At 67.5% G+C, this 25,400-nt stretch carries 24 protein-coding genes; 15 read left to right on the forward strand and 9 right to left on the reverse strand.

Going from position 1 to position 25,400, the window contains the following annotated elements; genetic code table 11:
* Nucleotides 1-89 precede the first annotated feature (89 nt).
* The 3 genes from HFK18_RS21040 to dmeF form a co-directional block, all read right to left on the reverse strand.
* Nucleotides 90-413, reverse strand: coding sequence for a hypothetical protein (locus HFK18_RS21040; protein ID WP_180167733.1), 324 nt, complete (start codon nt 411-413; stop codon nt 90-92).
* A gap of 75 nt (nt 414-488) precedes the next feature.
* Nucleotides 489-905 carry a hypothetical protein gene (locus HFK18_RS21045; protein ID WP_089238360.1) on the reverse strand — a complete coding sequence of 139 codons (417 nt, stop codon included), beginning with the start codon at nt 903-905 and terminating at the stop codon, nt 489-491.
* Nucleotides 906-996: 91 nt separating this feature from the next.
* Nucleotides 997-1,974 (reverse strand): CDF family Co(II)/Ni(II) efflux transporter DmeF, encoded by a 978-nt coding sequence (gene dmeF, locus HFK18_RS21050; protein WP_180167734.1) that lies wholly within the window; start codon nt 1,972-1,974, stop codon nt 997-999.
* A gap of 79 nt (nt 1,975-2,053) precedes the next feature.
* Between dmeF and HFK18_RS21055 the strand changes: the two genes are divergently transcribed.
* Nucleotides 2,054-2,305 carry a metal-sensing transcriptional repressor gene (locus HFK18_RS21055; protein ID WP_343202984.1) on the forward strand — a complete coding sequence of 84 codons (252 nt, stop codon included), beginning with the start codon at nt 2,054-2,056 and terminating at the stop codon, nt 2,303-2,305.
* 89 nt (nt 2,306-2,394) lie between these two features.
* Here the strand turns inward: HFK18_RS21055 and HFK18_RS21060 are convergent, their stop codons facing one another.
* Nucleotides 2,395-2,766 (reverse strand): MerC domain-containing protein, encoded by a 372-nt coding sequence (locus HFK18_RS21060; protein WP_180167736.1) that lies wholly within the window; start codon nt 2,764-2,766, stop codon nt 2,395-2,397.
* A 69-nt stretch (nt 2,767-2,835) separates the two neighbouring features.
* Between HFK18_RS21060 and HFK18_RS21065 the strand changes: the two genes are divergently transcribed.
* Nucleotides 2,836-4,164 (forward strand): GTP-binding protein, encoded by a 1,329-nt coding sequence (locus HFK18_RS21065; RefSeq protein WP_180167737.1) that lies wholly within the window; start codon nt 2,836-2,838, stop codon nt 4,162-4,164.
* A 195-nt stretch (nt 4,165-4,359) separates the two neighbouring features.
* Here the strand turns inward: HFK18_RS21065 and HFK18_RS21070 are convergent, their stop codons facing one another.
* The gene (locus HFK18_RS21070; protein WP_180167738.1) at nt 4,360-5,967 is read right to left on the reverse strand and encodes an ATP-binding cassette domain-containing protein; all 1,608 of its coding nucleotides are present in this window, start codon (nt 5,965-5,967) and stop codon (nt 4,360-4,362) included.
* Between the two features lie 166 nt (nt 5,968-6,133).
* On the reverse strand, nt 6,134-7,033 hold the full coding sequence (locus HFK18_RS21075) for a LysR family transcriptional regulator (RefSeq protein WP_180167739.1): 900 nt from the start codon (nt 7,031-7,033) through the stop codon (nt 6,134-6,136).
* 227 nt (nt 7,034-7,260) lie between these two features.
* Between HFK18_RS21075 and HFK18_RS21080 the strand changes: the two genes are divergently transcribed.
* Both HFK18_RS21080 and HFK18_RS21085 read left to right on the forward strand, forming a co-directional pair.
* Nucleotides 7,261-8,439 carry a serine hydrolase domain-containing protein gene (locus tag HFK18_RS21080; RefSeq protein WP_180167740.1) on the forward strand — a complete coding sequence of 393 codons (1,179 nt, stop codon included), beginning with the start codon at nt 7,261-7,263 and terminating at the stop codon, nt 8,437-8,439.
* Nucleotides 8,436-9,620 (forward strand): MFS transporter, encoded by a 1,185-nt coding sequence (locus tag HFK18_RS21085; RefSeq protein WP_180167741.1) that lies wholly within the window; start codon nt 8,436-8,438, stop codon nt 9,618-9,620. The genes HFK18_RS21080 and HFK18_RS21085 overlap by 4 nt, the downstream gene beginning before the upstream one ends.
* 297 nt (nt 9,621-9,917) lie before the next feature.
* Here the strand turns inward: HFK18_RS21085 and HFK18_RS21090 are convergent, their stop codons facing one another.
* Nucleotides 9,918-11,540 carry an EAL domain-containing protein gene (locus HFK18_RS21090; RefSeq protein WP_180167742.1) on the reverse strand — a complete coding sequence of 541 codons (1,623 nt, stop codon included), beginning with the start codon at nt 11,538-11,540 and terminating at the stop codon, nt 9,918-9,920.
* Between the two features lie 228 nt (nt 11,541-11,768).
* On the opposite strand from HFK18_RS21090, the gene cycA reads away from it, so the two are divergent.
* Nucleotides 11,769-13,142 (forward strand): D-serine/D-alanine/glycine transporter, encoded by a 1,374-nt coding sequence (gene cycA, locus HFK18_RS21095; protein WP_180167743.1) that lies wholly within the window; start codon nt 11,769-11,771, stop codon nt 13,140-13,142.
* A gap of 396 nt (nt 13,143-13,538) precedes the next feature.
* Nucleotides 13,539-14,315 carry a lytic transglycosylase domain-containing protein gene (locus tag HFK18_RS21100; RefSeq protein ID WP_180167744.1) on the forward strand — a complete coding sequence of 259 codons (777 nt, stop codon included), beginning with the start codon at nt 13,539-13,541 and terminating at the stop codon, nt 14,313-14,315.
* Between the two features lie 7 nt (nt 14,316-14,322).
* On the opposite strand, the gene HFK18_RS21105 is transcribed toward HFK18_RS21100, so the two are convergent.
* Complete coding sequence (locus HFK18_RS21105) at nt 14,323-15,858, reverse strand: hypothetical protein (RefSeq protein WP_180167745.1); 1,536 nt, start codon at nt 15,856-15,858, stop codon at nt 14,323-14,325.
* 150 nt (nt 15,859-16,008) lie between these two features.
* Here HFK18_RS21105 and HFK18_RS21110 point away from each other — a divergent pair, with 150 nt between their 5' ends.
* Nucleotides 16,009-18,093: an SMP-30/gluconolactonase/LRE family protein gene (locus HFK18_RS21110; protein WP_180167802.1), complete on the forward strand. Its 2,085-nt coding sequence runs from the start codon at nt 16,009-16,011 to the stop codon at nt 18,091-18,093.
* On the opposite strand, the gene HFK18_RS21115 is transcribed toward HFK18_RS21110, so the two are convergent.
* Nucleotides 18,071-18,478 carry a YciI family protein gene (locus HFK18_RS21115; protein WP_089238385.1) on the reverse strand — a complete coding sequence of 136 codons (408 nt, stop codon included), beginning with the start codon at nt 18,476-18,478 and terminating at the stop codon, nt 18,071-18,073. The two genes, HFK18_RS21110 and HFK18_RS21115, sit on opposite strands and share 23 nt — an antisense overlap.
* Nucleotides 18,479-19,199: 721 nt before the next feature.
* Here HFK18_RS21115 and HFK18_RS21120 point away from each other — a divergent pair.
* The 8 genes from HFK18_RS21120 (at nt 19,200) to HFK18_RS21155 (ending at nt 25,392) form a co-directional block, all read left to right on the forward strand.
* Entirely contained in the window at nt 19,200-19,616 is a 417-nt protein-coding gene (locus HFK18_RS21120; RefSeq protein ID WP_180167746.1) for a YciI family protein, read from the forward strand.
* Nucleotides 19,617-19,655: 39 nt separating this feature from the next.
* Nucleotides 19,656-20,078, forward strand: a complete 423-nt coding sequence (locus HFK18_RS21125) for a VOC family protein (protein ID WP_049454401.1) — start codon at nt 19,656-19,658, stop codon at nt 20,076-20,078.
* A gap of 34 nt (nt 20,079-20,112) precedes the next feature.
* Entirely contained in the window at nt 20,113-20,523 is a 411-nt protein-coding gene (locus tag HFK18_RS21130; RefSeq protein WP_180167747.1) for a VOC family protein, read from the forward strand.
* A 24-nt stretch (nt 20,524-20,547) separates the two neighbouring features.
* Nucleotides 20,548-20,904 (forward strand): DUF1428 domain-containing protein, encoded by a 357-nt coding sequence (locus HFK18_RS21135; RefSeq protein WP_099821553.1) that lies wholly within the window; start codon nt 20,548-20,550, stop codon nt 20,902-20,904.
* 45 nt (nt 20,905-20,949) lie between these two features.
* Nucleotides 20,950-22,212 carry a sigma-70 family RNA polymerase sigma factor gene (locus tag HFK18_RS21140; RefSeq protein ID WP_180167748.1) on the forward strand — a complete coding sequence of 421 codons (1,263 nt, stop codon included), beginning with the start codon at nt 20,950-20,952 and terminating at the stop codon, nt 22,210-22,212.
* Between the two features lie 107 nt (nt 22,213-22,319).
* Nucleotides 22,320-23,516, forward strand: a complete 1,197-nt coding sequence (locus HFK18_RS21145) for a hypothetical protein (RefSeq protein WP_025878385.1) — start codon at nt 22,320-22,322, stop codon at nt 23,514-23,516.
* Nucleotides 23,507-24,607 carry a hypothetical protein gene (locus HFK18_RS21150; RefSeq protein ID WP_180167749.1) on the forward strand — a complete coding sequence of 367 codons (1,101 nt, stop codon included), beginning with the start codon at nt 23,507-23,509 and terminating at the stop codon, nt 24,605-24,607. Before HFK18_RS21145 ends, HFK18_RS21150 begins: the two co-directional genes overlap by 10 nt.
* Before the next feature lie 110 nt (nt 24,608-24,717).
* Nucleotides 24,718-25,392 carry a hypothetical protein gene (locus tag HFK18_RS21155; RefSeq protein ID WP_180167750.1) on the forward strand — a complete coding sequence of 225 codons (675 nt, stop codon included), beginning with the start codon at nt 24,718-24,720 and terminating at the stop codon, nt 25,390-25,392.
* Nucleotides 25,393-25,400: the final 8 nt, after the last annotated feature.

The raw sequence follows: 25,400 nt of genomic DNA on the forward strand, positions 1-25,400 counted from the left end.
CCATTGTCAGCCTTCTTCCGGGGTCTTCCGGCTAGATATCTCGCAGCCCCCCCTGATATATCTCACCCCTGAACAGCATGGGCGCGGCGCTACCGCAGGTCGGTGCAGCTGAATCCGTGGATGGTTCCCTCTCCTGAGATCAAGCCGACGCCTCGTGAGGGCTGCATGCCCTGCAACGCGCACGATCGGCGATGGGCATCCTGGGTGGCGGCGGGCTGCCGGTCGAAGTCGTAGCGCATGCTGCCGTCTTCCTGCAGCAACCAATGCACCGTTACACGCCTGGCGCGTTCCCCTTCGATTTCCCAGTCGAAGGTGCGCATCACCACGACGTCGCCGTCATCGGCCTCACGCACCTCGTCATAAGCACCTTGGGTCTTTGCAACGATCGCGGCCAGCAGGAGAAGAACGGTCATCGGTATTCCTCCTCGAAACCGGCAGCGTGTGCCAGCGGCATCGCTGAGGCCATGGGAAGAATTGCAATCTGGCCGCTACTGACACTTCACCGCATACACCGGCCCCGCGCCGATCAACAGCAGCGCCATGTAATCGCTGTCGCGTGCCCGCGCCTTCAACGTGGCGCCGTCCTTGACGTGGAAGATGCCGAAGCCGCCGGCCATGCGGATCAGCGCGCTGTCGATCTGGTCGGCGTCGTCGCGGAAGTACTGCTGGATGTCGCTGCGGCTGGCCTTGTACAGCGCATTGGGTTCGCGCTGCCATTGGCCGTCGCGCTCGAAGGACACGAAGTACTGGCTTCCTTCCTTTTCGATGCGGAACTCGGCGGACTTGCGCGGGCTGGTGGCGAAGCAGCCGAGCATCGGGTCGGAAGAGAACGGCAGCTGGGTATCGCCGGAACAGGCCACCAGCAGCAGGAGGGCACCGGGCAGCAGCAGGCGGAGCGCGCGCATGGGATGTCCCGACGGGGCAGGTGCGGCCAGTGTAGGCAGCACGCGGTGGCGCCCGGTACAGATTTTCGGCAAGAACCGCGGCGCGCCGGGGTCACGCGCTGCGGTGGATCTCCACGGTGACGTGCACCAGCTCTTCATGGATCGCCAGCGCCTGGCGCACGGTGTCCGGATCGAGCGTGGCATCACTGGTGACCACGCTGGCGGCGACGGCGTACTTGCCACGCCCCACCTGCCACACGTGCAGGTCGGCCAGGCGTGCCGGCCACGGACCCTGCTCGATCACTTCGCGTACCTCGGCCACCACCGGCGCATCCATCTGCGCGTCGAGCAGGATGCGGCCGCTGTCGCGCAGCAGGCCGATCGCCCACGCGGTGACCAGCACCGCGCCGACCAGGCCCATCACCGGGTCCAGCCAGGTCAGGCCGAGCAGCTTGCCGCCGAGCAGGGCAACGATGGCCAGCACCGAGGTGGCGGCGTCGGCCAGCACGTGCACGTAGGCCGAACGCAGGTTGAGGTCGTGCCCGTGGGAATGGCCGTGATCGTGGTCATGCCCATGGTGATCGCCATGGTCGTGTCCGTGTCCGTGGCCATGATGGTGATGCGCATGACCGGGGCTGTCGTGCAGCCACCACGCGCACAGCAGGTTCACGCCCAGGCCGACCGCGGCGATGGCGATGGCCTCGTTGTAGTGGATGGGCGCGGGCACCCACAGCCGTTGCAGCGATTGCACGGCCATCAGCGCGGCAACACCAAGCAGGGCGATGGCGCTGGTGTAGCCGGCCAGGATCTCGATCTTCCAGGTGCCGAACGCAAAGCGCGGATCGTGCGCGTAGCGGCGTGCACAGCGGTAGGCGAACACCGAGAGGCCCAGCGCCAGTGCGTGCGAGCTCATGTGCCAACCGTCGGCGAGCACGGCCATGGAATTGAACCACCAGCCACCGACGATCTCGACCAGCATCATGCTGACGGTGAGCCACATGGCGCGACGGGTATTGCGTTCGGCCAGCGGGTTACCGTCGTCGAAGCGGTGTTCGTGGCGGCGGGCAGCGGCGAGGGCGTCCAGGTGCATGGCGGAAGTGATGGATGGATACCCCCATAGGGTATATGATCCGCCCATGGCGCATGTACACAGGAATCGAAAGCAGCTGTTGACCCGGGTCCGTCGCATCGGCGGCCAGGTGGCGGCGTTGGAGCAGGCGCTGAACACGCCCGAGAGCGAGCCAGGCGACTGCGCCGACGTGCTGGTGCAGGTGGCCGCCGTGCGTGGCGCTGCCCATAGCCTGTTGATGGAACTGCTGCACGAGCACCTGCAGGAACACGTGGTGGGCGCGGAAGATCCGGCCCAGCGGGCGGCCGAAGCCGAGGTGCTGGTGGAGCTGCTGCGGCGCTACGGCAAATAGCCGGGTAGTACCGGCCGTTGGCCGGCAACCTGATGAACTGCGGACGTAGCCTGCAGTTGCCGGCCAGCGGCCGGCACTACCCCGTGGCGTTATCGGTGCCGGTGCCGCGCGTTCCAGATGTGCGTGGCGGCCAGCAGCAGACTGCCGGTGACCGTCAGCGGGGTCTCCCACGCGTGCGAGGGCAGCGCCAGGGCGCCGGCCATCAACAGGGCCAGGCCGATACCGGCGCTCAGCCACGCCAGTGCGGGCAGAGGATGGCGGCGTTCGGCCCGCCACAGGGCGAAGCCAGTCATCGGCAGCGCGATGGCCACGAAGACCAGGTGTACCCATTCCGCTTCGGCCCAGACGCCGAACAGCGGCAGCGCGGCCGCCAGCAGGGGCAGTGCCAGGCAATGCAGCAGGCACAGGCTGGACAGGGCGACGGCCCCGGTATCAAGCAGGGCGGCGGAGGGCGACTTCATGTAGGGAGGTTCCTTGCGCGACAATTGTTATACAGTAACATTCCCGTTCCGCAGCCAACCCGCTCCGACATGAACACTGTTTCCCGCGCCGACCGTCGCCTTCCGGTCACCGTGCTCTCCGGCTTCCTTGGGGCCGGCAAGACCACCCTGCTCAACCAGATCCTGCGCAACCGCGATGGCCTGCGGGTGGCGGTGATCGTCAACGACATGAGCGAGGTCAACATCGATGCGCAGCTGGTGCGCGATGGTGGCGCAGAGCTGCGTCGCACCGAAGAGACGCTGGTGGAGTTCAGCAACGGCTGCATCTGCTGCACGCTGCGCGATGATCTGCTGCAGGAGGTCCGGCGCCTGGCTGACAGCGGCCGCTACAACTACCTGCTGATCGAATCGACCGGAATCGGCGAGCCGATGCCCGTAGCGGCCACCTTCGCGGTGCGCGATGAGCACGGCTTCAGCCTGAGCGATATCGCGCGGCTGGATACGATGGTGACGGTGGTGGATGGCAGTGCCTTCCTGGCCGATTTCGGTTCAACGCTGCGCTTGGCCGAGCGTGGTCAGCAGGCGGGGCCGGACGATGACCGCGGCGTGGTCGACCTGCTGTGCGAGCAGGTGGAGTTCGCCGACGTGATCGTGGTCAGCAAGGTGGACCAGGTGGACGACGAAGTGCTGCAGGACACGCTGGCGGTGCTGCGCGGGTTGAACCGCGACGCGAAGCTGCTGCTGTCCGCGTTCGGCGATGTGCCGCTTGCCGAGCTGCTGGATACCGGTCGCTTCGATTTCGATCGTGCGCAGCAGGCTCCCGGCTGGGTGAAGGAGCTGCGCGGCGAGCACACACCGGAAACCGAGGAGTACGGCATTGCCAGCTTCGTCTACCGCTCGCGACGGCCGTTCCACCCAGCCCGCTTCGCACGCACGTTGCAGCACGGCATGCCCGGGGTGATCCGCAGCAAGGGCTGGTTCTGGCTGGCCAACCGCATGGACTGGGTGGGCGAGTTGAACAGCGTGGGCGCGGCCACGCGCACCCAGGCGGCGGGCTTCTGGTATGCGGCGCGAGAGCGTGTACGTGCCGGACAGGAGGACACCACGCCGCTGCTGCCGCCAACGCCACTGCCTTACAGCGATCTGGGCTGGGCACGGCAGCAGGCCGACTGCTGGAGCGCGCCGTTGCCCGATGCACAGGAATTCCCGGACGCGGCGGCGCACGCGGCGATGGCACGCCTGTGGCACCCGCTGTGGGGTGACCGCCGGCAGGAGCTGGTGGTGATTGGCGTGCACATGGATGAGCGCATGGTGCGGAATGCGCTGGACGCATGCCTGCTCAACGACGACGAACTGCAGGCCGGGCCTCTGCTGTGGCAGCAGATGCCGCAGGTATTCCCGGTGTGGAAGCGCGGATGAGTAGATCCACGCCATGCGTGGATGCCAGCCGGCGGGAGCCGAGCATGGGCTCGGCTCTACAACGCATCGCTTCCGATGGACGTGGACGCATTGCCAGCCGGTAGATCCACGCCATGCGTGGATGAATGCTCGGCTGGCAGTAGATCCACGCCATGCGTGGATGCCAGCCGGCAGGAGCCGAGCATGGGCTCGGCTCTACAACGCATCGCGCCACTGCCAACCTGCATCACCGACCTGCACCACCTGCGTTGGCCGCAACGCCTGCAGCAGGTGCGCGTCATGGCTGACCATCAGCAACGCCCCCGGCCATGCCGCCAGCAGCTCTTCCAGCGCCTGCAGCGCGGCCAGGTCCAGCGCGTTGCCCGGCTCGTCCAGCAACAGCAGCTGCGGGGCAGGTTCGGCATACAGCACGCTGGCCAGCGCACCTTTCACCCGCTCGCCATCGCTGAGGCTGCCGGCCGGACGCTGGATGCGCTGTGCATCCAGGCCCAGCAACGCCAACCGCGTGCGCAGCACAGCCGGATCGGCCGTGGGATGGGCGGCCTGCACCGCGTCGAGAATGCTCTCTTCGCTGCGCAGATTCAGCAGCTGCTGGTCGAGCAGGGCCAATGGCGCATGCCGATGTACCTGTCCACTATCTGCGGGCAGCTCGCCGGCCAGCACGCGCAACAGCGTCGACTTGCCGCTGCCGTTGTCGCCGACCACGGCAATGCGCTGGCCACGACGGATCTCCAGCTGCAGTGGCGCACGACAGCCGCGCGGCAGCACCAGCTCATGCGCCTGCAGCAAACGGGCTTGGCCACGCTCGCCTTCGCCACTGAACAACGCCAGTTCCGGCGCCACGTGCACCGCTGCGGCGGCAGCGCGCACCTGCGCGGCGCTGGCCTGCAGGCGATCGCTCTGGATCTGCTGCGCGCGCCCGTGGCTGGCTTCGGCGCGCTGCTTCTGCCGACCGAGCAGGATCGGTGCCTGGTTGGCCTCGCGCGCCTCGCGGTTGCCGCGTGCCTGGCGCTGCTGCTGGCGCTCGTGCTGCTCGCGCGCGCTGCGTTGCTGCTGCCGGTGCTGGGCGCGGACGTGGTCAAGCTGGGCGGCGGCGGCCTCGCGTTCGGCGGCACGCGTGTCGGCATAGTGCTGCCATGGCCCGCCATAACGATGCAGGCCGTGCGCATCCAGTTCGACGATCTGCGTCATCTGCGAGAGCAGGGCGCGGTCATGGCTGATCGCCAGCAGTCCGCCCTGCCATCGCTGCAGCTGTGCATACAGTTGGCGGCGGTGATGGGCATCGAGGTGATTGCTCGGTTCGTCGAGGATCAGCCAATCCGCGCCGCTGGCCCACGCGCCGGACAGCGCCACCTGCATCGCCTGGCCACCACTGAGCCGCGCGGCGGGTTGCGCGGGATCAAGGTCGGCCGGCAGCTGCATTGCCTGCCACTGCTGCTGCAGGCGTTCGCGCAGGTTCCAGCGGTCGCCGATGCAGGTGAAGTCCGCTGCATCGACGCTGCCCGCTTCGATACGCGCCAGCGCCGCCAGTTCGGCGCCCACGCCGGCCAGTTCGGCGACCGTGCCACGTGGCGGATAGCCGGGCGTAGGCAACAGGAATACCTGGCCACTGCGGTGCACCTGACCCTCGTCGGGCGACAGCTGGCCAGCGAGCAGGCGCGCGAGCACGCTCTTGCCGACGCCGTTGGCGCCGACCAGACCAGTGGCCACCGGTTCGAAGGAAAAGGACAGATTGGAAAACAGCGGTCGGCCATCGGCCAACCGATACGACACGCGATCGAGCGTGAGGGAATGCGAAGTCATGCGACCTCCATGAATGCCTGGTTCTCCCCTGCGCGCAGGGGCGGGAAGATTCGGGCCGTCTAGTGCGAAGACGGCGGCATCACTGGCGCATTGGTCGCGAGCCTCTATGAGGAATGAGTGGGCAGTATAGCGCCGTGAGCTGAATGGTCGCGGCCGCTGCGCCGCGTTACGGCACCGTATCCAGCCGCGCGCCGACGAACTCGATGAACACCCGCAGCTTCGGCAGTACGTGGCGGCCCGACGGCCACAGCAGGTGGAACGTGCCGCAGGAATGCACGTGCTCATCAAGCACGGTGACCAGCCGGTCGTCAGCAAGTGCATCGCGTACCGAATGCACTGGCACGAACGCCAGGCCACCGTCGCGCAGTGCCAGTGCCACCCGCGCCTCGATGGTGTTGGCGACCAGGTGCACCGGCAGTTCCTGTGCCGTGTCACCCTCGGGCCAGAGGATCGGCCACGGTTCGAGTTTGCCGCTGCTGGGGAAGCGGTAATGCAGCAGGCGGTGCTGCAGCAGGTCCGCCGGCACCTGCGGCGTGCCATGCCGTTGCAGGTACGCCGGTGATGCGACGACGCAGCGTGGGAACACACCGAGGCGGCGCGCGGTGAGACGTGAGTCGCTGGGCTCGCCGACACGCAGCACGGCATCGAATCCCTCTTCGATGACGTCGACCAGTCGATCGGAGAAATCCAGCTCCAGGCGGATGTCGGGATAGGCGGCCATGAATTCCGCCATCAACGGCAGGGTAAGGTCGCCCACCAGCGGCAGGCTGATGCGCAGGGTGCCGCTGGGGGTTGCATGCTGCTGGGCCAGTTCGGTGCGTGCGGCGTCGCGCTCGTCCAGGATGCGCCGGCAGCGCGCCAGGAACAGCTGGCCCTCGGCGGTGAGGGTGATGCTGCGCGTGCTGCGGTGGAACAGGCGTACACCGAGCGCCTGTTCCAGCCGGGCCACGCACTTGCCGGCGGCCGAGGCGGAGATGCCTTGTACGCGGCCGGTTTCGACGAAGCTGCGGGTGTCCGCGGCGTGGACGAAGGTCTGCAGGTTGGCCAGGTTGTCGAGGACGGACATGGGGAAGGTCGCTGCGAAAGAGGGCAGGGTAGGCGGCGGTCGGCAGGCCCGGTGACGCAGCCGGTGCAACAGTGCAGTGCGGGCGCTTGGCGGGTCGGTGCGGCCCAGTGGTTCCGGGCATCATGCCAATTACGGACCGTGTGGTCCATGATGCGCGGAGCCCGGCCCCGCTTTTTGCGGGCGCCGAAGCTGCCTACCGTGGCGGCCTCTCCCCACGGATCATCTCGATGACACTCGCCCTCCCTGTTGATACTGCGCCGGTACTGCCCGCGGTGAGCGCGCTGCTGCAGGCCGTGCACCCGCAGCGTCTGGTCGGTGCGGTGGTGCTGGTGCGCGAACACGGCGTGCTTCGCCATGCCAGCGCCAGTGGCCTGGCCGATCGTGAAGCGAATACACCGATGCGCCGCGACCAGCTGTTCCGGCTGGCTTCGGTGAGCAAGCCGCTGCTGACCACGGTGATCCTGCGGCTGGTTGCCGAGGGCGTGCTCGACCTGGATGCGCCGGTGCAGCGCTGGTTGCCGGCGTTCCGCCCGGCACTGGCCGACGGCAGCCAGCCATCGATCAGCCTGCGCCAGCTGCTCAGCCACAGCAGTGGGTTGGGCTATCGCTTCCTGGAAGCCGACGCCGAGGGGCCTTACGCGCAGGCGGGCGTAAGCGATGGCATGGACGCGAGCGCGGTGACGCTGCAGCAGAACGTGCAGCGCATCGCGCAGGCGCCGCTGTTGTTCGCGCCGGGCAGCCAGTGGCTGTACTCGCTGGGCGTGGATGTAGCGGGCGCGGTGGCTGAAGCGGCCACTGGCGAAAGGCTGCAGGTGTTGTTCGACCGGTTGTTGGCGCAGCCGTTGGGCCTGCGCGACACCGCGTTCGCCACCGGCGAGGGCAGCCGTCTGGCGACGCCGTATGTCAGTGACGTGCCGCAGCCGCATCGCTTGCAGGAGGGCGAGGTGGTGCCTGCCTTCGAGGGCTCGGTGGGCATCGAATACAGCCTGGCACGGGCGACCGATCCACACCGTTATCCGTCGGCCGGTGCAGGGCTGGTGGGCACCGCTGATGAGGTGATGACCGTGCTGGAAGCGTTGCGCGATGTGCGCGCCTCGCAGCTGCTGCCGGAATGGCTGGCGGCGCAGAAGGGTACGCCTCAGCTGGGCGAACTGGGACCTGTCGATCCACCCGGTTGGGGCTTCGGCCTGGGCTTTGCCGTGCTGCGTGATGCCGCAGCCAGCGGCACACCACAGACCGTGGGCACATGGCGCTGGGGCGGTGCCTACGGCCATAGCTGGTTCGTCGATCCGGCGCGCGGCCTGAGCGTGGTCGCGCTGACCAACACGCTGTACGAAGGCATGCACGGCGCGTTCGTGGATGAACTGCGCGATGCGGTGTACGCCGATCTGGAGACGGCGCGATGAGCGGCCACGCGATCGATGCCGGGGCACCGGCCGGTGAGGCAACGCGATTGCCGTGGCGTGGTCTGCTGGCCTTGGCCGGTGGTGGCTTCATCACCCTGTTGACCGAAACGCTGCCGGCCGGCGTGCTGCGGCCGATGGGCGAGAGTCTCGGCGTCAGCGACGCGGCGGCAGGCCAACTGGTCAGTGTGTACGCATTGGGCTCGCTGCTGGCTGCGCTGCCGATGACCGCGCTGACCCAGCGCCTGCCGCGTCGTCCGCTGCTGCTGGCGGCGATTGCCGGCTTCATGGTGGTCAACACCGTGACCGCGCTCAGCCACGACTACGTGCTGACCCTGGTGGCGCGCTTCCTGGCCGGCGTGGGCGCGGGCCTGCTGTGGTCGCTGGTGGCCGGCTACGCCGCGCGCATGGTGGTGCCGGAACTGCAGGGCAGGGCGATCGCGGTGGCGATGATCGGCTCGCCGTTGGCGTTGTCGCTGGGGGTGCCGGCCGGCACGTTGCTGGGCCAGCAGATCGGCTGGCGCTGGGCGTTCGCGTTGATGAGCGTGCTGGCGGTGCTGCTGCTCGGCTACGCGCGATGGGCGCTGCCCGCATTGCCGGCGGCCGGCGCGGGCCGGCGCATGTCGCTGGGTTCGGTCTGGCGCATGCCCGGCATCCGCAGCACGCTGCTGGTGATGGTGCTGTACGTGCTGGCGCACAACGTGCTGTACACCTACATCGAGCCGTTGGCGGTGCAGGCCGGCGCGGGCGGCTGGCTGGACCGGCTGCTGCTGGCGTTCGGCATCGCCGCGATCGTGGGTATCGCCATTGCCGGCTGGGGCGTGGACCGCCATCTGCGCGCGCTGGTATGGGCCAGCGTGATCGGCTTCGTGCTGGCGGTGGTTTCGCTGCTGCTGTGGCCAAGCGTGCCGGGCGTGCTGCTGCTGGTGACGATCCTGTGGGGCGTCGCATTCGGTGCCGTGCCAACCCTGTTCCAGACCGCACTGGCCCGCCGCGCCGGCGCCGCTGCCGACCTCGCGCAATCGATGCTGGTAACCGGCTGGAACCTTGCCATCGCCGCCGGTGGCGTCGGCGGCGGCCTGATGCTGCAGGCCAGCGGCGCCCAGCACCTGGCCTGGTTGCCGTTGCTGCTGCTGGCGGTGTGCGCAGCCTGGCTGTGGGCTCGTCCGAAGGCCTGGGCATAGGCGTCGATCATCGGTGACGGAGTTGCCGGGGTTGCCGGCCAGCGGCCGGCACTACAGAGAACAGAACGTGCGAGCGCAGCGACCCGCTGTTGTTTTTCTCTTCTCTCTTACGTGGTGGAACGCCGCAGAGATCTGTCCCGGGTCGGGCGGGGTGGGTACGCGGGGGTGTCCGCGGCATGGATGCCGCGGCCAAGCCTCCATGGACGGATTCACGGCGTCCCCCGCGTACCCACCCCGCCCGACCAACCCACGAACCGCTCTTAGCGACCCACCACGAGGGGCCGCGCCGTTCGCCGACTACTCCTCCCCCGCCTGCTCGCGCTCGAACGGCACGCTACGCGGATTCTGCATATGCTCCCGCGCCGCGCCGTACTGCTGCTGGCGCTTGCGATGGAAAGCGATGAACTCATCGCGCGGCAACGGCCGCGAGAACAACCACCCTTGGCCGAACTGCACGTGCTGGCTGTGCAGGTAGGCCAGCTGCGCTTCGGTTTCCACGCCTTCAGCCACCAACCACAGGCCCAGCTCGCGGGCCATGCCGATGATGTGCGGGGTGACCGGGCTGGTCGCGCTTTCGGTGCCGATCGCATCGATGAAGGACTTGTCGATCTTCAGTGCATCCAACGGCAGCTGCTGCAGGTACTGCAGGCTGGAATAGCCGACACCGAAATCATCGATGGCCACGCTGTGACCCGCGCGTCGCGCCGCCGCCAGCATGGTGCGCGCACGGTCGATGTCGAGGAAGCCATGTTCGGTGGCCTCCAGCCAGATCTGCTGCGGCAGGATGCCGCTGCCGGCCATGCGCTGCGAGATCACCTTCAGCGCCCGCCCGCTGCTGATGTCCTCGGCCGCCAGGTTGATCGCGATGTGTGCGCTGCGATCCTCGGCCAGCAGTTCACGCATGTCGGCAACCACGTTCTCGATCACCAGATCGGTGATGGCGGCGATCATCCCGGCCTCTTCGGCCAGGGGAATGAACAGGTCCGGACGCACCTGCGTGCCGTCGGGACGCTGCCAGCGCACCAGTGCCTCGGCGCCGACGCAGATGCCGGTATCCAGTTCGATGATCGGCTGGTAATGCAGATAGAGTTCGCGGCGGCGGATGGCGATGCGCAGCTCGCCGCGCATCGACAGCCGTCGTCGCGACAGCCAGATCACCAGGCCGGCACCGGCGGCGGCCATCAGCAGCCCCAAGGGCACGAACAACCACGCCTGCTGCCGGAAGGTAGCGGCCAGCGCGGTGCGTGGAGCGGTGGCGATCGCCAGCCATTCCCCGCTGCGCGCGCTGGCGTACAGCGTGTCGCGGTCCAGGCCCTCGCCGGGTTCGCGCAGCAGTTTCTGCAACAGGGTCGGGTCCATGCCGTCCTGCTGGGTCAGCAGCCGTCCATCCGGGCTTGCCAGGGCCAGCCGCACGTCTGGATCGACGATGACGTCGACGAAGCGACGGGGGTCGACCAGCACGTCGTACGACCCGTACATGATGGACAGCATCGGCCGCCGGCCCGCCGCCTCGGGGCGCACGTCCACGGTGATGCCGACGCCATCGCTGGTGACGTGGTCCGGCGTGGGCTGGTCCACATCCCGCAGGAACGGGCCCCACGACGTGCAGCGCAGCTTGCCGCCCTCGAAGTAGCCCATCTGGTCGGACGACGGCGTGGTCATCACCAGGGTCTGCATGCGCTGGATGTGTTCTGCCCCGCATGGCGGCAGCACTGTGGCCTCGGCCGACTTCAATGCCGCCAGCGCTTCCTGGTAGGACACTTCGGTACGGCGCAGGCTGCGCTCGGCGATGGCATGCAGGCGCTGTTGCTCGACGCTGACGGCGCGATCCCAGGTGGCATAGACCATGACCGCGATCGGCACTGCAGCGGCCAGCACGGCCAGTACGGTGCCGCCGATGATGACCCGCAGTCGGCTCATGACCGGGGCTCCAGAGAGGTGTGCAGGGCTGGGCACATGGGCGGGGCCGGTCCTTGGGCGATGGCGGTATATGAACACGGCGCCGGGCTGGGCGGAATGGGACAAATGCGGTAACGGGTCACATTGTGGTGAAGGCGACACTTGTTGACGGTCCTGGTCCGTCCGGCGCTGGTGTTGTGGCAGCCGGAGGACTACCGTCGGACGCTTCACCCGCCTCTTCCCGCGCCCATGACCGAGCCCGCCACGCCCCCCGAGCACCTGCGCCGCAGCCTGTCCAACCGTCACCTGCAACTGATCGCCATCGGCGGTGCCATCGGCACCGGCCTGTTCATGGGCTCGGGCAAGACCATCAGCCTGGCCGGCCCGTCCATCGTGTTCGTCTACCTGATCATCGGCGCGATGCTGTTCTTCGTGATGCGCGCGATGGGCGAGCTGCTGCTCTCGAACCTGCAGTACAAATCCTTCATCGATTTCTCCACCGATCTGCTCGGGCCGTGGGCCGGATTCTTCTGCGGGTGGACGTACTGGTTCTGCTGGATCGTCACCGCCATCGCCGATGTGATTGCCATCGCCGCGTATGCGCAGTTCTGGTTCCCCGGACTGGATGCATGGATACCGGCGTTGGCCTGCGTGATGCTGCTGCTGGCGTTGAACCTGGTGACGGTGAAGCTGTTCGGCGAAATGGAATTCTGGTTCGCGCTGATCAAGATCGTGGCGATCTGCGCGCTGATCATCACCGGTGCCGGGCTGGTGGCGTGGGGCTTCACCTCGCCCAGCGGGCACACCGCAGCGCTGTCGAACCTGTGGAATGACGGCGGCATGTTCCCGATGGGCCTGGTCGGCTTCTTCGCCGGTTTCCAGATCGCGGTGTTCGCTTTCGTCGGCATCGAGCTGGTGGGTACCACCGCTGCGGAAACGGCCGACCCGGAGCGCAACCTGCCCAAGGCGATCAACTCGATCCCTGTGCGCATCATCATCTTCTACGTGCTGGCGCTGATCGCGATCATGGCGGTCACCCCATGGCGCCAGGTGGTGCCAGACAAGAGCCCGTTCGTGCAGCTGTTCGTGCTGGCCGGCATTCCCGCCGCTGCCAGCCTGATCAACTTCGTGGTACTGACCTCGGCCACCTCGTCGGCCAACAGCGGCATCTTCTCCACCAGCCGCATGTTGTTCGGCCTGGCCGAGGAAGGCCATGCACCGCGCGGCCTGTCCAAGCTCTCGCGCGCAGCGGTGCCGGCCCGGGGCCTGCTGTTCTCCTGCCTGTGCCTGCTGGGCGGCACCCTGCTGATCTACCTGATCCCCAACCTGGTGACCGCCTTCACCCTGGTGACGACCCTGGCGACGGTGCTGTTCATCTTCGTCTGGTCGCTGATCCTGGTGGCCTACATGGTCTACCGCCGTCGCTACCCAGAACGCCACGCGGCCTCGATCTTCAAGATGCCCGGTGGCGTAGCGATGTGCTGGGCCTGCCTGCTGTTCTTCGCCGCCGTGCTGGTGCTGCTGAGCCTGCAGGCCGACACCCGCCAGGCGCTGGTGGCCAGCCCTGCATGGTTTGTGCTGCTGGGCGCGGGCTACTGGCTGCGGCGGAAGATGGCGCGCTAGTCGGGGAAGACCCTCGCCAACAGATCTCACGGCCTCGGTGAGTCCCATCCACGCATGGCGTGGATCCATGTGTCGACCAAGGTCGACACCCACCAACAGCCGCAAGGTCGACACCCACCAACAGCAGCACAGAACACCGTTCCCAGGTCGCGGGGAATTGTCGAAGGCGGGGTGGGTCCGGTTGCGGGGGTGTCCGCGGCATGGATGCCGCGGCCAAGCCCCCACGGATGGGTTCACGGCGTCCCCCGCAACCGGACCCACCCCGCCATCCCACGGATAGCCCGCCGTTGCTGTTGCTGTTGAGGTTGCCGTTGCCTCTGCGGGTGCCGGGCGCCGCCCGGCCGAAAACCCCCATTCACTCATTGTTAGCGGCCGCCGCCGGATCATCCGGCCGCCATGTCCCTCCGTCCCGCCCTCGTCGCGCTGTTGCTGCTGTCTGGCCTGTGGCCAGGGCTGGCCGCTGCGCGCACGGTCTACCGCTGCGTCCAGGGCAACACGGTCAGCCTCGCCACCGCACCGGAGCCCGGCTCGCGCTGCACGCCAAAGGAGATCGACGACAGCGCCGTGCAGGCCCCCAACCTGTGGGGCAACATGGGCGTGTTCAGTGGCGTGCTGTACGAGCGCGAACAGGACGGCAAGCTCGTCTACTCCACCCGCAACCTGCCCGGCTCGCGGGTGTTCCTGAAGTTCACCGTGGCCACACCGCCGGGCGAACCGGCGCATGAAGGCCTCGGCAAGGTCGGCAAGCCCCAGCTGGCCCAGCACGCAAAACAGTTCAAGGCGGCGGCCAAGGCCACCGGTGTCGACGATGCCTGGTTGCGGGCGATCGCCCATGCCGAAAGCAACTTCGACGCGCTGGCGGTGTCCAGCAAGGGCGCGCAGGGCGTGATGCAGCTGATGCCCGATACCGCGCTGGAATACGGCGTGCGCGATCCATTCTCGCCGCAGCAGTCCATCGACGGCGGTGCCCGCTACATGCGCGCGCTGCTGCGCCGCTACAACGGCGACCGTCCACTGGCAGCGGCGGCCTACAACGCCGGCATCGGAGCGGTGGCACGCTACAAGGGCGTGCCACCGTATGCCGAAACCCTGGCCTACGTGGACAAGGTGATGGCCCTGTACACCCGCTATCGCGAGGCGATGGGCATCCGTATCGAAGTACCGGCGAAGTAGCCGGCGCTCAGCGCGACGTGGCGCTGCCCACCAGGTCGTAACGCTCGATGCGGCCGACCCGCGAGACTTCGGCCTGCACATCGGAACGCTGCTTGAGTTCGCGCCAGGCGGCATCGATGCGCACATCGCCCGGCAAAGAGGGGTACACGCGCATGTCCTGCAGGCTGGCCAGCGCATCGCTGCGCTCCAGCGGCGAGCGCAGCTGCTCGATCAGCACCGCTGCGGCTCCATCCAGATCGCCTTCTTCCAGCAGCATCTCGCGATAGAAGAGCCGAGCGCCCTGGCGCTGGGCGACGATGACCGCACGTGCTGTGGCAGCAGCGGTGGCATCACCACGCTCGCGGGCGGCGGCGAAACGGATCAAGGCCTGCGCCGCTTGGCCATAGCCGCTCAGATCGGTCAATGTGGCCATCGCAGCGTCTGCTTCCTGCGTCTGGCCAAGTGAGTTGAGCACGAAGGCCAGGTTCATCTGGTGCTCCAGGCCATCCGGACCGAATGCGCCGATGCGGGCGGCCAGCTTCGCCGTCGCCAGCGCCTCATCGGTGCGCTCCAGGCGTCGCAGTGCTGCGATGCGGCTGTTGAGCAGCCACGCCAACCACTCCGCTTTGGCAGCGGACGGCGATTGTCCTTCCGCGACGGCCTCGGCCAGATCAGCGGTCAGCGCCAGTACTTCCTCGTTGCGGTCCAGCATCAGCAGCGTGCTGCTGAAATCCACCAGGCGTGCATCCAGGTCACCGTCCAGCAGGCCGGATACGCGCAGGGCGTCCAGATGGACCTGCGCGGCCTTGACCGGATCGAAGCGTGCATCGGCACGGTCCACGTAGCGGTCGAAACGCTTGTCGCTGCGCAAGCGGATCAGCTCGGCCGGGGTGTCGATGCGGGCCAGCGTTGCCCGTACGGCATCGCCGCGACCGTTGTCGGCCTGCAGCGTCGCCAGATCCAGCCACAGGCCGGTGGGTTCGATGCCGCCACTCTTCCAGCCGTTGTCGAACAGTGCCTGCAGCAGCGCCATGCGCTGCACGGGCTGTTCGCGCAGGTGGTACTGCAGGTAGCTGACGGCGTGATGGTCGATCGGCAGCGGGCCGTCGGCACGCGCCAGCGCCTGTGTCAGATGCTCGACTGCCGCTGCCGGCTGGTCATCATTGAGGTCCAGCGAGACCAGCGTGGCCAGGATGTGCGCATCGCCCGGCAATGCCTGCAGTGCCTGCTGCAGATAGCGCCGCGCCAGTGCGGGCTGCTTCTGCTTGGCGGCGGTCCAGCCGGCAAACTGCGCGGCGCGCCCCCGGCGCTCGGCATCGAAGTCGGCCAGCAGCGGACTGTCCATCAGCCGTTCCATGGCGATCAGCGCGGCGAGCGTATTGCCACTGCGGGACTGCTCGATGGCTGTATCCCACTGCTGCGCGTACGCGGCATGCGCAGCATCCATCGCTACATCGGACGGAGGCTGCGAGGTGGAAGCGGCAGTCCGCGGCACGTTGGCCAGGGCAGGCGTGCTGGTCAGCGCGGCAAACAGCAGCATGAAAAGTGGGGTGTAGCGGGGCATGGTGGGCCTCCGTCCATGGAGCGGACATTGAACCTGCTGTGACAGCGCAGGACAAGCGCTGTGAGATTGCCCTGACCATCGGCCATGGCGCTGCACGGGCGCAGCGATTATCGTTCGTGCCTCTTCATGCAAGCACAGGCAAACGGAACGATGGCGCGGTGGCAAGGGATGGCGGTGGGTGCGGTGGTGGTGGCAACAGCGGTGGCCCTGGCGGCAACCTGGTGGGAATTCCCCGCCTCCGGTCCGCAGGTGCCGGCTGGCCCCGTACCGACGCCGCTGGCGTGGACCGCACAGATCGAGCTGCTGGCCGGCGACGGTCATCCGGGTGATCGCGATGGCGCCTCGGCGCAGGCACGCTTCGCCGATCCCTACGCACTGCTCGGCAGTGCCGATGGCAGCGTCTATTTCACCGATGCCGGTGACAACAACCGCATCCGCCGCCGCCTGCCCGATGGCCGTATCGAAACGGTCGCGGGGCAGGGCGAGGGTCGTGTTGATGGGCCTGCCCTGCAGGCAAGTTTCAACACCCCTTCGGGTATTGCCGCCGATGCACAGGGCAATCTGTATGTGGCCGACACCGGCAATCATGCGATCCGGCGCATCAGCACCGATGGACAGGTGACCACGCTGGCCGGTGGCCAGCAGGGCTTCGCCGATGGTCCCGCCGTGCAGGCGCGCTTCGATGGACCGATGGGCATCGCCGTGGATGCGCAGGGACAGGTGTACGTGGCCGATACCTGGAACGACCGCATCCGCGTGATCGGTACCGATGGCAACGTACGCACGCTGGCCGGCGGCGACCGCCCGGGCTTCGCCGATGCGCCCGGTATTGACGCTCGCTTCGATACGCCGGTGGCGCTGGCCTTCGACGCGCATGGCGCACTGCTGGTGGCCGATCTTTTCAACAACGCGATCCGCCGCGTCGGCGCCGATGGCATGGTCAGCACTGCAGTCGGCAAGGGTGAGGTCATCAACGGTCCGCTGTCACTGGCCACCACGCACGACGGTGTGCTGTATGTGGGTGACCTGGACGGGCGCATCGTGCAGGTGACCCCGCAGGGCCATCAACTGGCGCTGCTGGGCAATGACCGCCTTCCACGCCTGGCGCGGCCCAGTGGCCTGGCCGTGGAGGCCGACGGTGCTCTGCTGGTGGCCGACTCCGCAGGCTATCGCCTGCATCGCCTGCGCCCGCTGCCGGTGGGTGAACTGCCCGCACCGGCGTTGGTCGGGCCGGCCTCCGATGCGGCGCTGCCGGACAGCGGCGGGCGCTGGCCACTGGCACCACAGAATGGCTGGCATGAAGTAGTCGGCACGCTCGGCGAAGTGCGCGGCACCTTCCAGGGTGAGAGCCGCCATCACCTGCACGGCGGCTTCGACGTGCGCGGCGATGTCGGCCAGACCGTGCTGGCGATCGCCGAGGGCAAGATCAGCAGCCCGATTGCCGCCTGGAACCTGGGCGGGCAGGCTGAAGGCTTGGCCGTGGACCGGTTGAAGTACATCCACATGCGCGTCGGTCGTACGCCACGCGGCGAACCGTTCGACGCGCGCTGGCAGCCCCTGTACGCCGAAGACGGCACGCTGGAGCGCATCCGCGTGCGGCGTGGCACGCGCATCCACGTAGGCGACCGCCTGGGCAGCATCAACAGCCAGGCGCACGTGCACCTGGCCGTGGGCAATGGTGGTTTCGAGACCAATGCAGTGGCGCTGGGATTCAAGGATTACGCGGACCACTTCGCACCGCGCATCACCGATGTGGCGCTGCTGGATGACAACGACCAGCCGCTGGCTGCCGGCAGCGATGGCGTGGTGCTGCTGGCCCGGCAGGGACGCGGCGTGCAGATCGTGGTGGAAGCCTGGGACCAGGTGGACAACAACCTGCCGCGTCGCCGGCTGGGGCCGTACCAGGTGGGCTACCAGATCCTGGATGCCACCGGGCAGCCACTGCAGGGCTACGAGCAACCGCGCTGGAACATCGTCTTCAACCGCATGCCGCCGCAGAAGCAGGCGGTGAAAGTGGCTTACGCGCCCGACAGCGGCATCACCGTGCACGGCAGTGCGGTCACCCGCTTCCGTTATCTGGTGACCAACACCGTGCGCGATGGCCTGATGGAAACCGGTCGCTGGCAGCCGGCGGCGTTGCCGCCGGGCGAGTACATCGTGCGTGCCAGCGCGCGCGATTACAGCGGCAACGAAGGCGTAGGCCCGCGCGAGATCAGGGTACGGCTGCTGCCATAGCCGCAGCGGGGGCGCCGCAGCGTTCGCGCTCGGCGTCCATGTCTTCCAGCGGCCGCACCTCGATGCTGCCGAAGCGTGCCCACGGGAAGCCCTGCGCGATACGCATGGCCTCATCGCGGTCGTGGGCGACGATCAAGTTGAAGCCGGCCAGCAGTTCGCGGGTTTCGGCGAAGGGGCCATCGAGCACCCGGCTGTGGCCATCGCGCACGCGCAGGGTCTGCGCCGATTCGATCGGCTGCAGTTTCTGCGCGGCCAGCAACGTGCCTTCGGCCTGCAGTTTGTCGGCATGGGCGAGGCAGTCGCGCATCAACGTATTGAAGTCGTCGATGGGCAGGGTGCGCAGCAGTGACGGGTCGATGTAGATCAGAAGCAGGTACTGCTGCATGGCGGAGTCCTGGCGGGGGCGGGGGTCCATGATCGCGCAGGTTTGCGCGGCGGCATGCTGCACTGCGAAAGGCAGAGCGGGAGGCGCGCCTTCGGCGGGGATCGGCGAACGGCGGGGCCCCTCCGTGGTGGGGTGGGTTGGTCGCTGAAAGCTGGATTTCTGAGTAGGGGCTGGGCGGGTGGGATTGGCGGGGACGCCGTGAATACGTCCCTGTAGGCTTAGCCGCGCCATCCATGGCGCGGATACCCCGCCAACCCCACCCGCCCAGCCCCAGACAGATTCCGGTGGCCGCACCACCACGGGAAATCACAAGCAAGAGCAAAAGCGGGTCGCTTCGCTCGCAAAGCCAAGGCAGCCAGCCCACTGCTGTTGCTGTTGCTGTTCCCTTTTTTCCTGATCTTCCCGTGGTGGACGTCGCAGGAACCTGTCCGTGGCCGGGCGGGTGGGTTGCGCAGGGGCGTAAGCGCCATGGATGGCGCGCCCGAGCCTACAGGGATGTATTCACGGCGTCCCCTGCGCAGCCCACCCGCCCGGCCAACCCACAGAGATGCAGCTCTTCACGACCAACCTACCCCGCCACGGAGGGGCCCCGCCGTTCGCCGATCCCCGCCGAAGGCGCGCTCTCCGCGATAAAAATAATTTCCCGGAAGCTGTCGATCCTCACGCTCCTGGTTCGTTGTAAGAGAGAAGGGCACGCACCCGCAGCCCAGCGGAGACCGCAATGAAAGTGATGGTGATCGTCAAAGCCAACGCCGATTCCGAAGCCGGGCGCATGCCCAGCGAACAGGAACTGGCCGCCATGGGCGCCTACAACGAACAACTGGTGGCCGCCGGCATCATGCTCGCCGGGGAAGGCCTGCATGCCACCCAGCGCGGCCGCCGTATTCATTTCGGCAGCGGTACGCCGCGGGTCGAGACCGGCCCGTTCGGTCCGGCCGGCGAGCAGATCGCCGGGTTCTGGCTGTGGGAGGTGCGCTCGCTGGACGAGGCCACCGAATGGGCCAGTCGTGCGCCCTTCAGTGCGGGCGGTGCGCTGGAACTGCGCCCGTTGATCTCGGCCGAAGACTTCGGCGAAGCCTTCACCCCTGAATTACAGCAGCAGGAACAGCGTCTGCGTGAGCAGCTCGACCGCGCCTGAGTACGGCCGCGCATTCATCCCAATCGACGGAGTATTCCCATGAAACTGATTCCCTTCCTCGGCTTCAGCGGCCAGGCCCACGACGCGATGGCGTTCTATGCGAAAGCACTCGGCGGCCAGGTCACCTCGGAAATGAAGTACCGCGACATGCCGCCGTCCGACGGCTCGCCGGGCTGCAATGAGATGCCGGCAGATACGCTCGACCATGTGGCCCACAGCCAGTTGGAGATCGGCAGCGCGATCGTGATGGCGGCCGATGGCCCCGGTGGAGGCGAGGGTGGTTCCACCACCATCAACGTCGACGTGGACAGCATCGAAGAAGCCGAACGCGTGTTCGCCGCGCTGGCCGAAGGTGGCCAGGTGCAGATGCCGATCGCCGAAACGTTCTGGGCGCACCGCTGGGGCATGTTGATCGATCGCTACGGCAAGCCGTGGATGGTCAACTGCATGAAGCAGCCCTGATTCCTTCTTCCTTCATCCACAAGGAGCTTCACCGATGAGTGCACCGCAACCACAGATGATCTTCGTCAACCTGCCCGTGCAGGATCTGAACGCGTCCAAGGCTTTTTTCGCTGCGCTGGGCTACAGCTTCAACCCGACCTTCACCAACGATGATGCGGCCTGCATGGTCATCAGCGAGAGCATCTTCGTGATGTTGCTGACCCAGCCGTTCTTCAAGCAGTTCACCACCAAGGCGATTGCCGATGCGCATGGCCACACCGAGGTGATCACCTGCCTGTCGGCGGACAGCCGCACGGCGGTGGACGTGATGGTGGACAAGGCGCTGGCTGCCGGCGCCAGCGAACCACAGCCGGCGCGTGACTACGGCTTCATGTACCAGCGCGGCTTCCAGGACCTGGATGGGCATCTCTGGGAAATCGCACACATGGACGGCGAGCCGGGCTGACCGGCCGTCGCAGGGAGAATCCCCATGGCTTACGTGGATGCTTACGTACTGCCGTGCCCGCAGGACAAGGTGGCGGCCTATCGCCGCCTTGCCCGACAGGCCGGCGCGGTATGGAAGGATCATGGCGCGCTGCAGTACATGGAATGCGTGGCCGATGACGTGCAACCCGGGAAATCGACGTCGTTCCCGCAGGCGGTGAAGCTCAAGCCGGGCGAAACGGTGATCGTGGCCTTCGTGGTGTTCCGCACGCGCGCGGCGCGTGATCGCATCAACAAGAAGGTGATGGCCGACCCGCGGCTGGCGCATATCGGCCCCAAGGACATGCCATTCGATACCAAGCGCATGTTCTGGGGTGGCTTCAAGCCGATCGTGGACGCGTGAATGCCGGTGCTTGTGCCGGCCGGGCCCGCATGCTGTGATCGCTGCATGCACGAGCCCGCCATGAGCCAGCGCCTGGACACCCTCTGGCGGATGGAATCGCCAGTGTTGATCGCGCGCCTGGCGCGGCTGCTCGGCGGTGATGTCGGCCGCGCCGAGGAGCTGGCCCAGGACACCTGGCTGGCCGCGCTGGAGCGCTGGCCGGTGCAGGGCATCCCGGACAATCCCGGAGCCTGGCTGATGACCACCGCGCGCAACCGTGCCATCGATGTGCTGCGCCAGCACCAGCGGGTGGCGCAGCAGCATGCGCAATGGGGAGAGGAACTGCATCCGGCCGCCTTGCCCGCGCCCGACGACAGCCAGGCCCTGGAAGATGACATCGGCGATGACCTGCTGCGGCTGATGTTCGTGGCCTGCCATCCCGTCCTGCCTGCCGACGCGCGGGTAGCGCTGACCCTGCGCCTGCTGGGCGGGCTGACCACGATCGAGATCGCACGCGCGTTCCTGCAGCCGGAGCCGACCATCGCCCAGCGCATCGTGCGCGCCAAGCGTACGTTGGCGCAGAAGCAGGTGCCCTACGAAGTGCCGCGTGCCGATGCATTGCCGGAACGGCTGGCGTCGGTGCTGGAAGCGATCTACCTGGTATTCAACGAAGGCTACGCGGCCAGTGCGGGCGACGACTGGATGCGACCGGCACTGTGCGCCGAGGCGCTGCGGCTGGCGCGCATTCTGGCCCATCGGATGCCGGCGCCACCGGCGCTTGGCCTGTTGGCGCTGATGGAACTGCAGGCCTCGCGCGCGGCGGCACGGGTGGATGCGCAGGGCGCGCCGATCCTGCTGGACCAGCAGAACCGGGCGCACTGGGATTGGCTGCAGATCGAACGCGGGCAGCAGGCATTGGCGCGTGCGGTGTCGGCAGGCGGCGGCGATGATCCGTATGTGCTGCAGGCGCGGATCGCCTTCTGCCATGCCAGTGCGCGTCGCGCCGAAGACACCGACTGGGCGCGGATCGCCGCACTGTATGCGCAGTTGCTGCAGGTGATGCCGTCACCGGTGGTGGCATTGAACCGGGTGGTGGCGGTGTCGCGCAGCGAAGGTGCGTTCGCGGCGTGGGCGCTGTTGCAGCCCTTGCTGGACGAGCCACGCCTGCAGGGCTATGCACCGCTGCTGGTGGTGCGGGGTGAGCTGCTGCAGCAACTGGGGCGGGAGCAGGATGCACGTGACGCATTCGCCTCGGCAGCGGCCCTGAGCCAGAACCAGGCAGAGCGGACCCTGCTGCGGCAACGGGCCGGCCTGCCGCCGGAAAATTGAAGCCGACAAGGTCAGCACTTGTCGGTTTGCCCCGGAGCGGCTATGTTTCGCGCCCAGCGGGCGTGTTCACGCCTGTCTTTCGTGTGTCATGACCGAGGAGCGGTTGGATGTTTTCAAGGACGAAGAGCGCACCGCGCGCTTTTGCGCGCCTGCTTGCCTACGCCCTGTGCCTGGCCGTATGGCCGTTGGCCAGCCAGGCCGCAGACAAATCGCAGCAGGCCTACTGGGCCGGCTTTGCCTATACCGCTGACGCCGCCGCCGTACAGGCGACCACCCCGCATGCGCACGCCGTGCTGGAAAAGCGTGGCCTGATTCCGCTCAACCAGACCCTGGCACAGGCGCTGAAGCGCCGCGCGCCGGCCAACCTGGAGCTGATCGACCAGCCGGTGGCGATGCTCGATGGCACTACCAGTGCCGTGGTGCTGGCCGCTGCGCTGGACCGCGAACTGGTGTCGGTCGAACCGATCGGCGACCAGTACAAGGTGCTGGTGGAAGTGGCCCTGCAGGCGCTGTTCTTCGATTTCCGCGAGCGCCAGGTGATCGCCTCCTATCCGCTCACCCTGCAGCGCATCGACGTGCAGGAGTACCGCCCGGACAGCGACGACATCGACGCGATCGTCGCCGATCTGCTGTACGGCGGTGCCGATACCAGCCTGTCGCAGGTGCTGGCCACGACCCTGGCGCAGGCCAAGCTGCCGGAAGCGGCCACGCGTCGCCTGCAGGTGGGTGCGGTGACCCTCTCCGACGCCACGCTGGCCAAGCTGCCCGACCCGAAGTGGGCCGGTCCGCTGCGTGCCACGCTTGCCCATGAACTGTCCAAGACGCTGTCGTCCAATACCGGTGTCGGCCTGCTGCCGCCGGCCTCGGGCCAGGCGATCGGCGGTGCCATGGCGGCGCGCTTTGCCGACGGCAAGGTCTACCAGCTGAAGATCCCCGAAGCGGACTACGTCATCAGCCTGCAGGTGGATGCGCTGAAGAACGGCGTCATCAGTGAAACGCCGGCGATGAAGACGATGCTGTTCGGCGCCTTCTTCACTGCCAAGGTCACCGAGCCGTTCTCCGGCAAGGTGTACTTCGAACAACCGCTGCGCAAGGGCGCCACCAAGGTGGTGCCGGTCACGCAGTGGCAGGTCGACCAGTGGTCGGCCAGCTACGAAACCCTGCTGGCCGGCTTCGATGCCTTCGCCGGCGCCGCCGCCAAGCGTGCCGATTCGCGCGCCTGGCTGGACGAGCAGAAGCCGGGCGGACGCCCGCTGCAGCAACAGACCCAAGCCCTCCAGGAGTTGATCAAATCATGTCGTTGATGCGTACCATCCTGCTCATCCTCATCGCCCTGGCGGTGGCCTCGCCGGTCGCCGCGCAGACCGCCAGCTCGCGCGGTACCGGTTCGGCCAGCTACAGCCTGCGCCTGAGTGCCGATACCCGTGCCCAGGCCCTGAACAAGGCCAAGGCCAATGCACTGGAGGCGTACATCGCCGAATCCGGCGCGGCCAAGCTGCGCCTGTTTGAATCGCGTCGCGCCGAATTCCTCGGTGAAATCGACCGCTACGTGCTCAGCGCGGTGCAGCTGTCGGACACCGAAGACAAGAAGGCCAAGACCTACAGCGTCACCGTCCGCGCCGAGATCAACACCACGCTGCTGCAGACCAAGCTGGATGCCGGTTCGGCCGTGGCCGGTGCCACCGCTGCGCAGCGCTCGCTGCTGACCTTCCTGTTCATGGCGCGCTCGCAGGACACCGTGCAGTCGTTCCAGGACAAGGAATACCGTCGCGTCGACGCCAGCAGCAGCTACAGCGAGAACACCCGTGAAGGCGACAGCTTCCGCGGCAACTCGGTCAGCACCAACGGCAGCATCAACCAGAACGGCTCGGTGTCGGTCACCAGCGGCGGCAGCACCACCGCGCGCAGCGACAACATCAGCTGGAAGGTGGCCAACGCCGCCGAAGTCAACACCGCCATGACCGGTGCCTTCAGCGCTGCCGGCTACGAAGTGGTTGAAGCCGAATACGTGGAAGGCGAGTCGCGCGGCCTGCTCAGCATCGAGCGCATCCGCAAGGACTTCAGCACCGGCAACGATCTGTCCGCGGCCACCCTGCGCGATACCGCCAACGGCATCCGCGCGGCGAACATCCCGTACATCGCCGTCGGCACCCTCGACGTCGGCATGCGCGACAGTGATCCGGCCAGCGGCAACACCCGCGTGTTCGTCACCGTCACCGGCAAGGTGCTGGACGTGACCGGACGCTTCCCGCGCACCGTGTCGTCGGTGGGCCCGGTGCAGTTCTCCGGTACCGGCCCGAACGAAACCGTCGCCCGTACCAATGCGCTGCAGCTGGCTGCCGAAAAGGCGGCCCAGCAGATGATCAACGAACTGAACGTCAAGGCGGTCCGCTGACGTTGCCGCTGCGCTCGCCGGGCATGGCCCGGCGCTACCGGTGGGCTGACCAGCGCCACCCATTGCTTCCACGTGCCGCATCGCGGCCGTCTCTCCCAAAGGAATCTTCCATGATCCGTAATACCGCTCTCGTCGTTGCCATCGCGGCCGCTACCCTGTCGATGCCGGCCCATGCCCAGTTCGGCAAGCTGAAGGACATTGCCGGCGCCGCCACCGGCACCTCCAGCAGCAGCGCCAGCGCAGCCGCTCCGGACGAAGCCGCGCAGGAAGCGCTGGTCCGTCGTTTCGTCAGCTCGCAGTCGCACTCGCTGCAGGCACAGACCTCCTTCGCCCGCGCCTTCGGCCTGGCCGAGCAGGTGCAGCTGCTGGAAGCCGAGCGCCAGGCGCTGTCGTCCGGTTCGGTGAACGTCGACGCGATGAAGAAGTCGGTGTCGGTCAGCGAAGCCGCACAGGCTGCCATCGACGAGCGCCAGGCCGCACAGCCGGAACTGAACGCTGAATCCAAGCAGCACTACGCCGAAGGCCTGGTCTCGCTGCTGGCCTCGGCTGCCGAAGCACAGAAGCTGAGCGGCGAAGCCAGCGGCTTTGCGGCCGGCATGAAGAACCTGGGCGCCACCCAGATGGCCACCGTTGGCCGCAAGCTGGCCGCTGGTGCCTGGGTTGCCAAGGAATCGCCGGGCTTCATCAAGGGCCTGTACGGCTCGACCAAGTCGGCCGTGACCTTCGCCAAGAAGAGCAAGGTGAAGGTGCCGTCCAACGCCGATTCGATGCTGGATTCGCTCTGATACGAGGC

Origin of the sequence: Stenotrophomonas sp. SbOxS2 (assembly GCF_013416715.1) — a bacterium.
Classification (GTDB): Bacteria; Pseudomonadota; Gammaproteobacteria; order Xanthomonadales; family Xanthomonadaceae; genus Stenotrophomonas; species Stenotrophomonas lactitubi.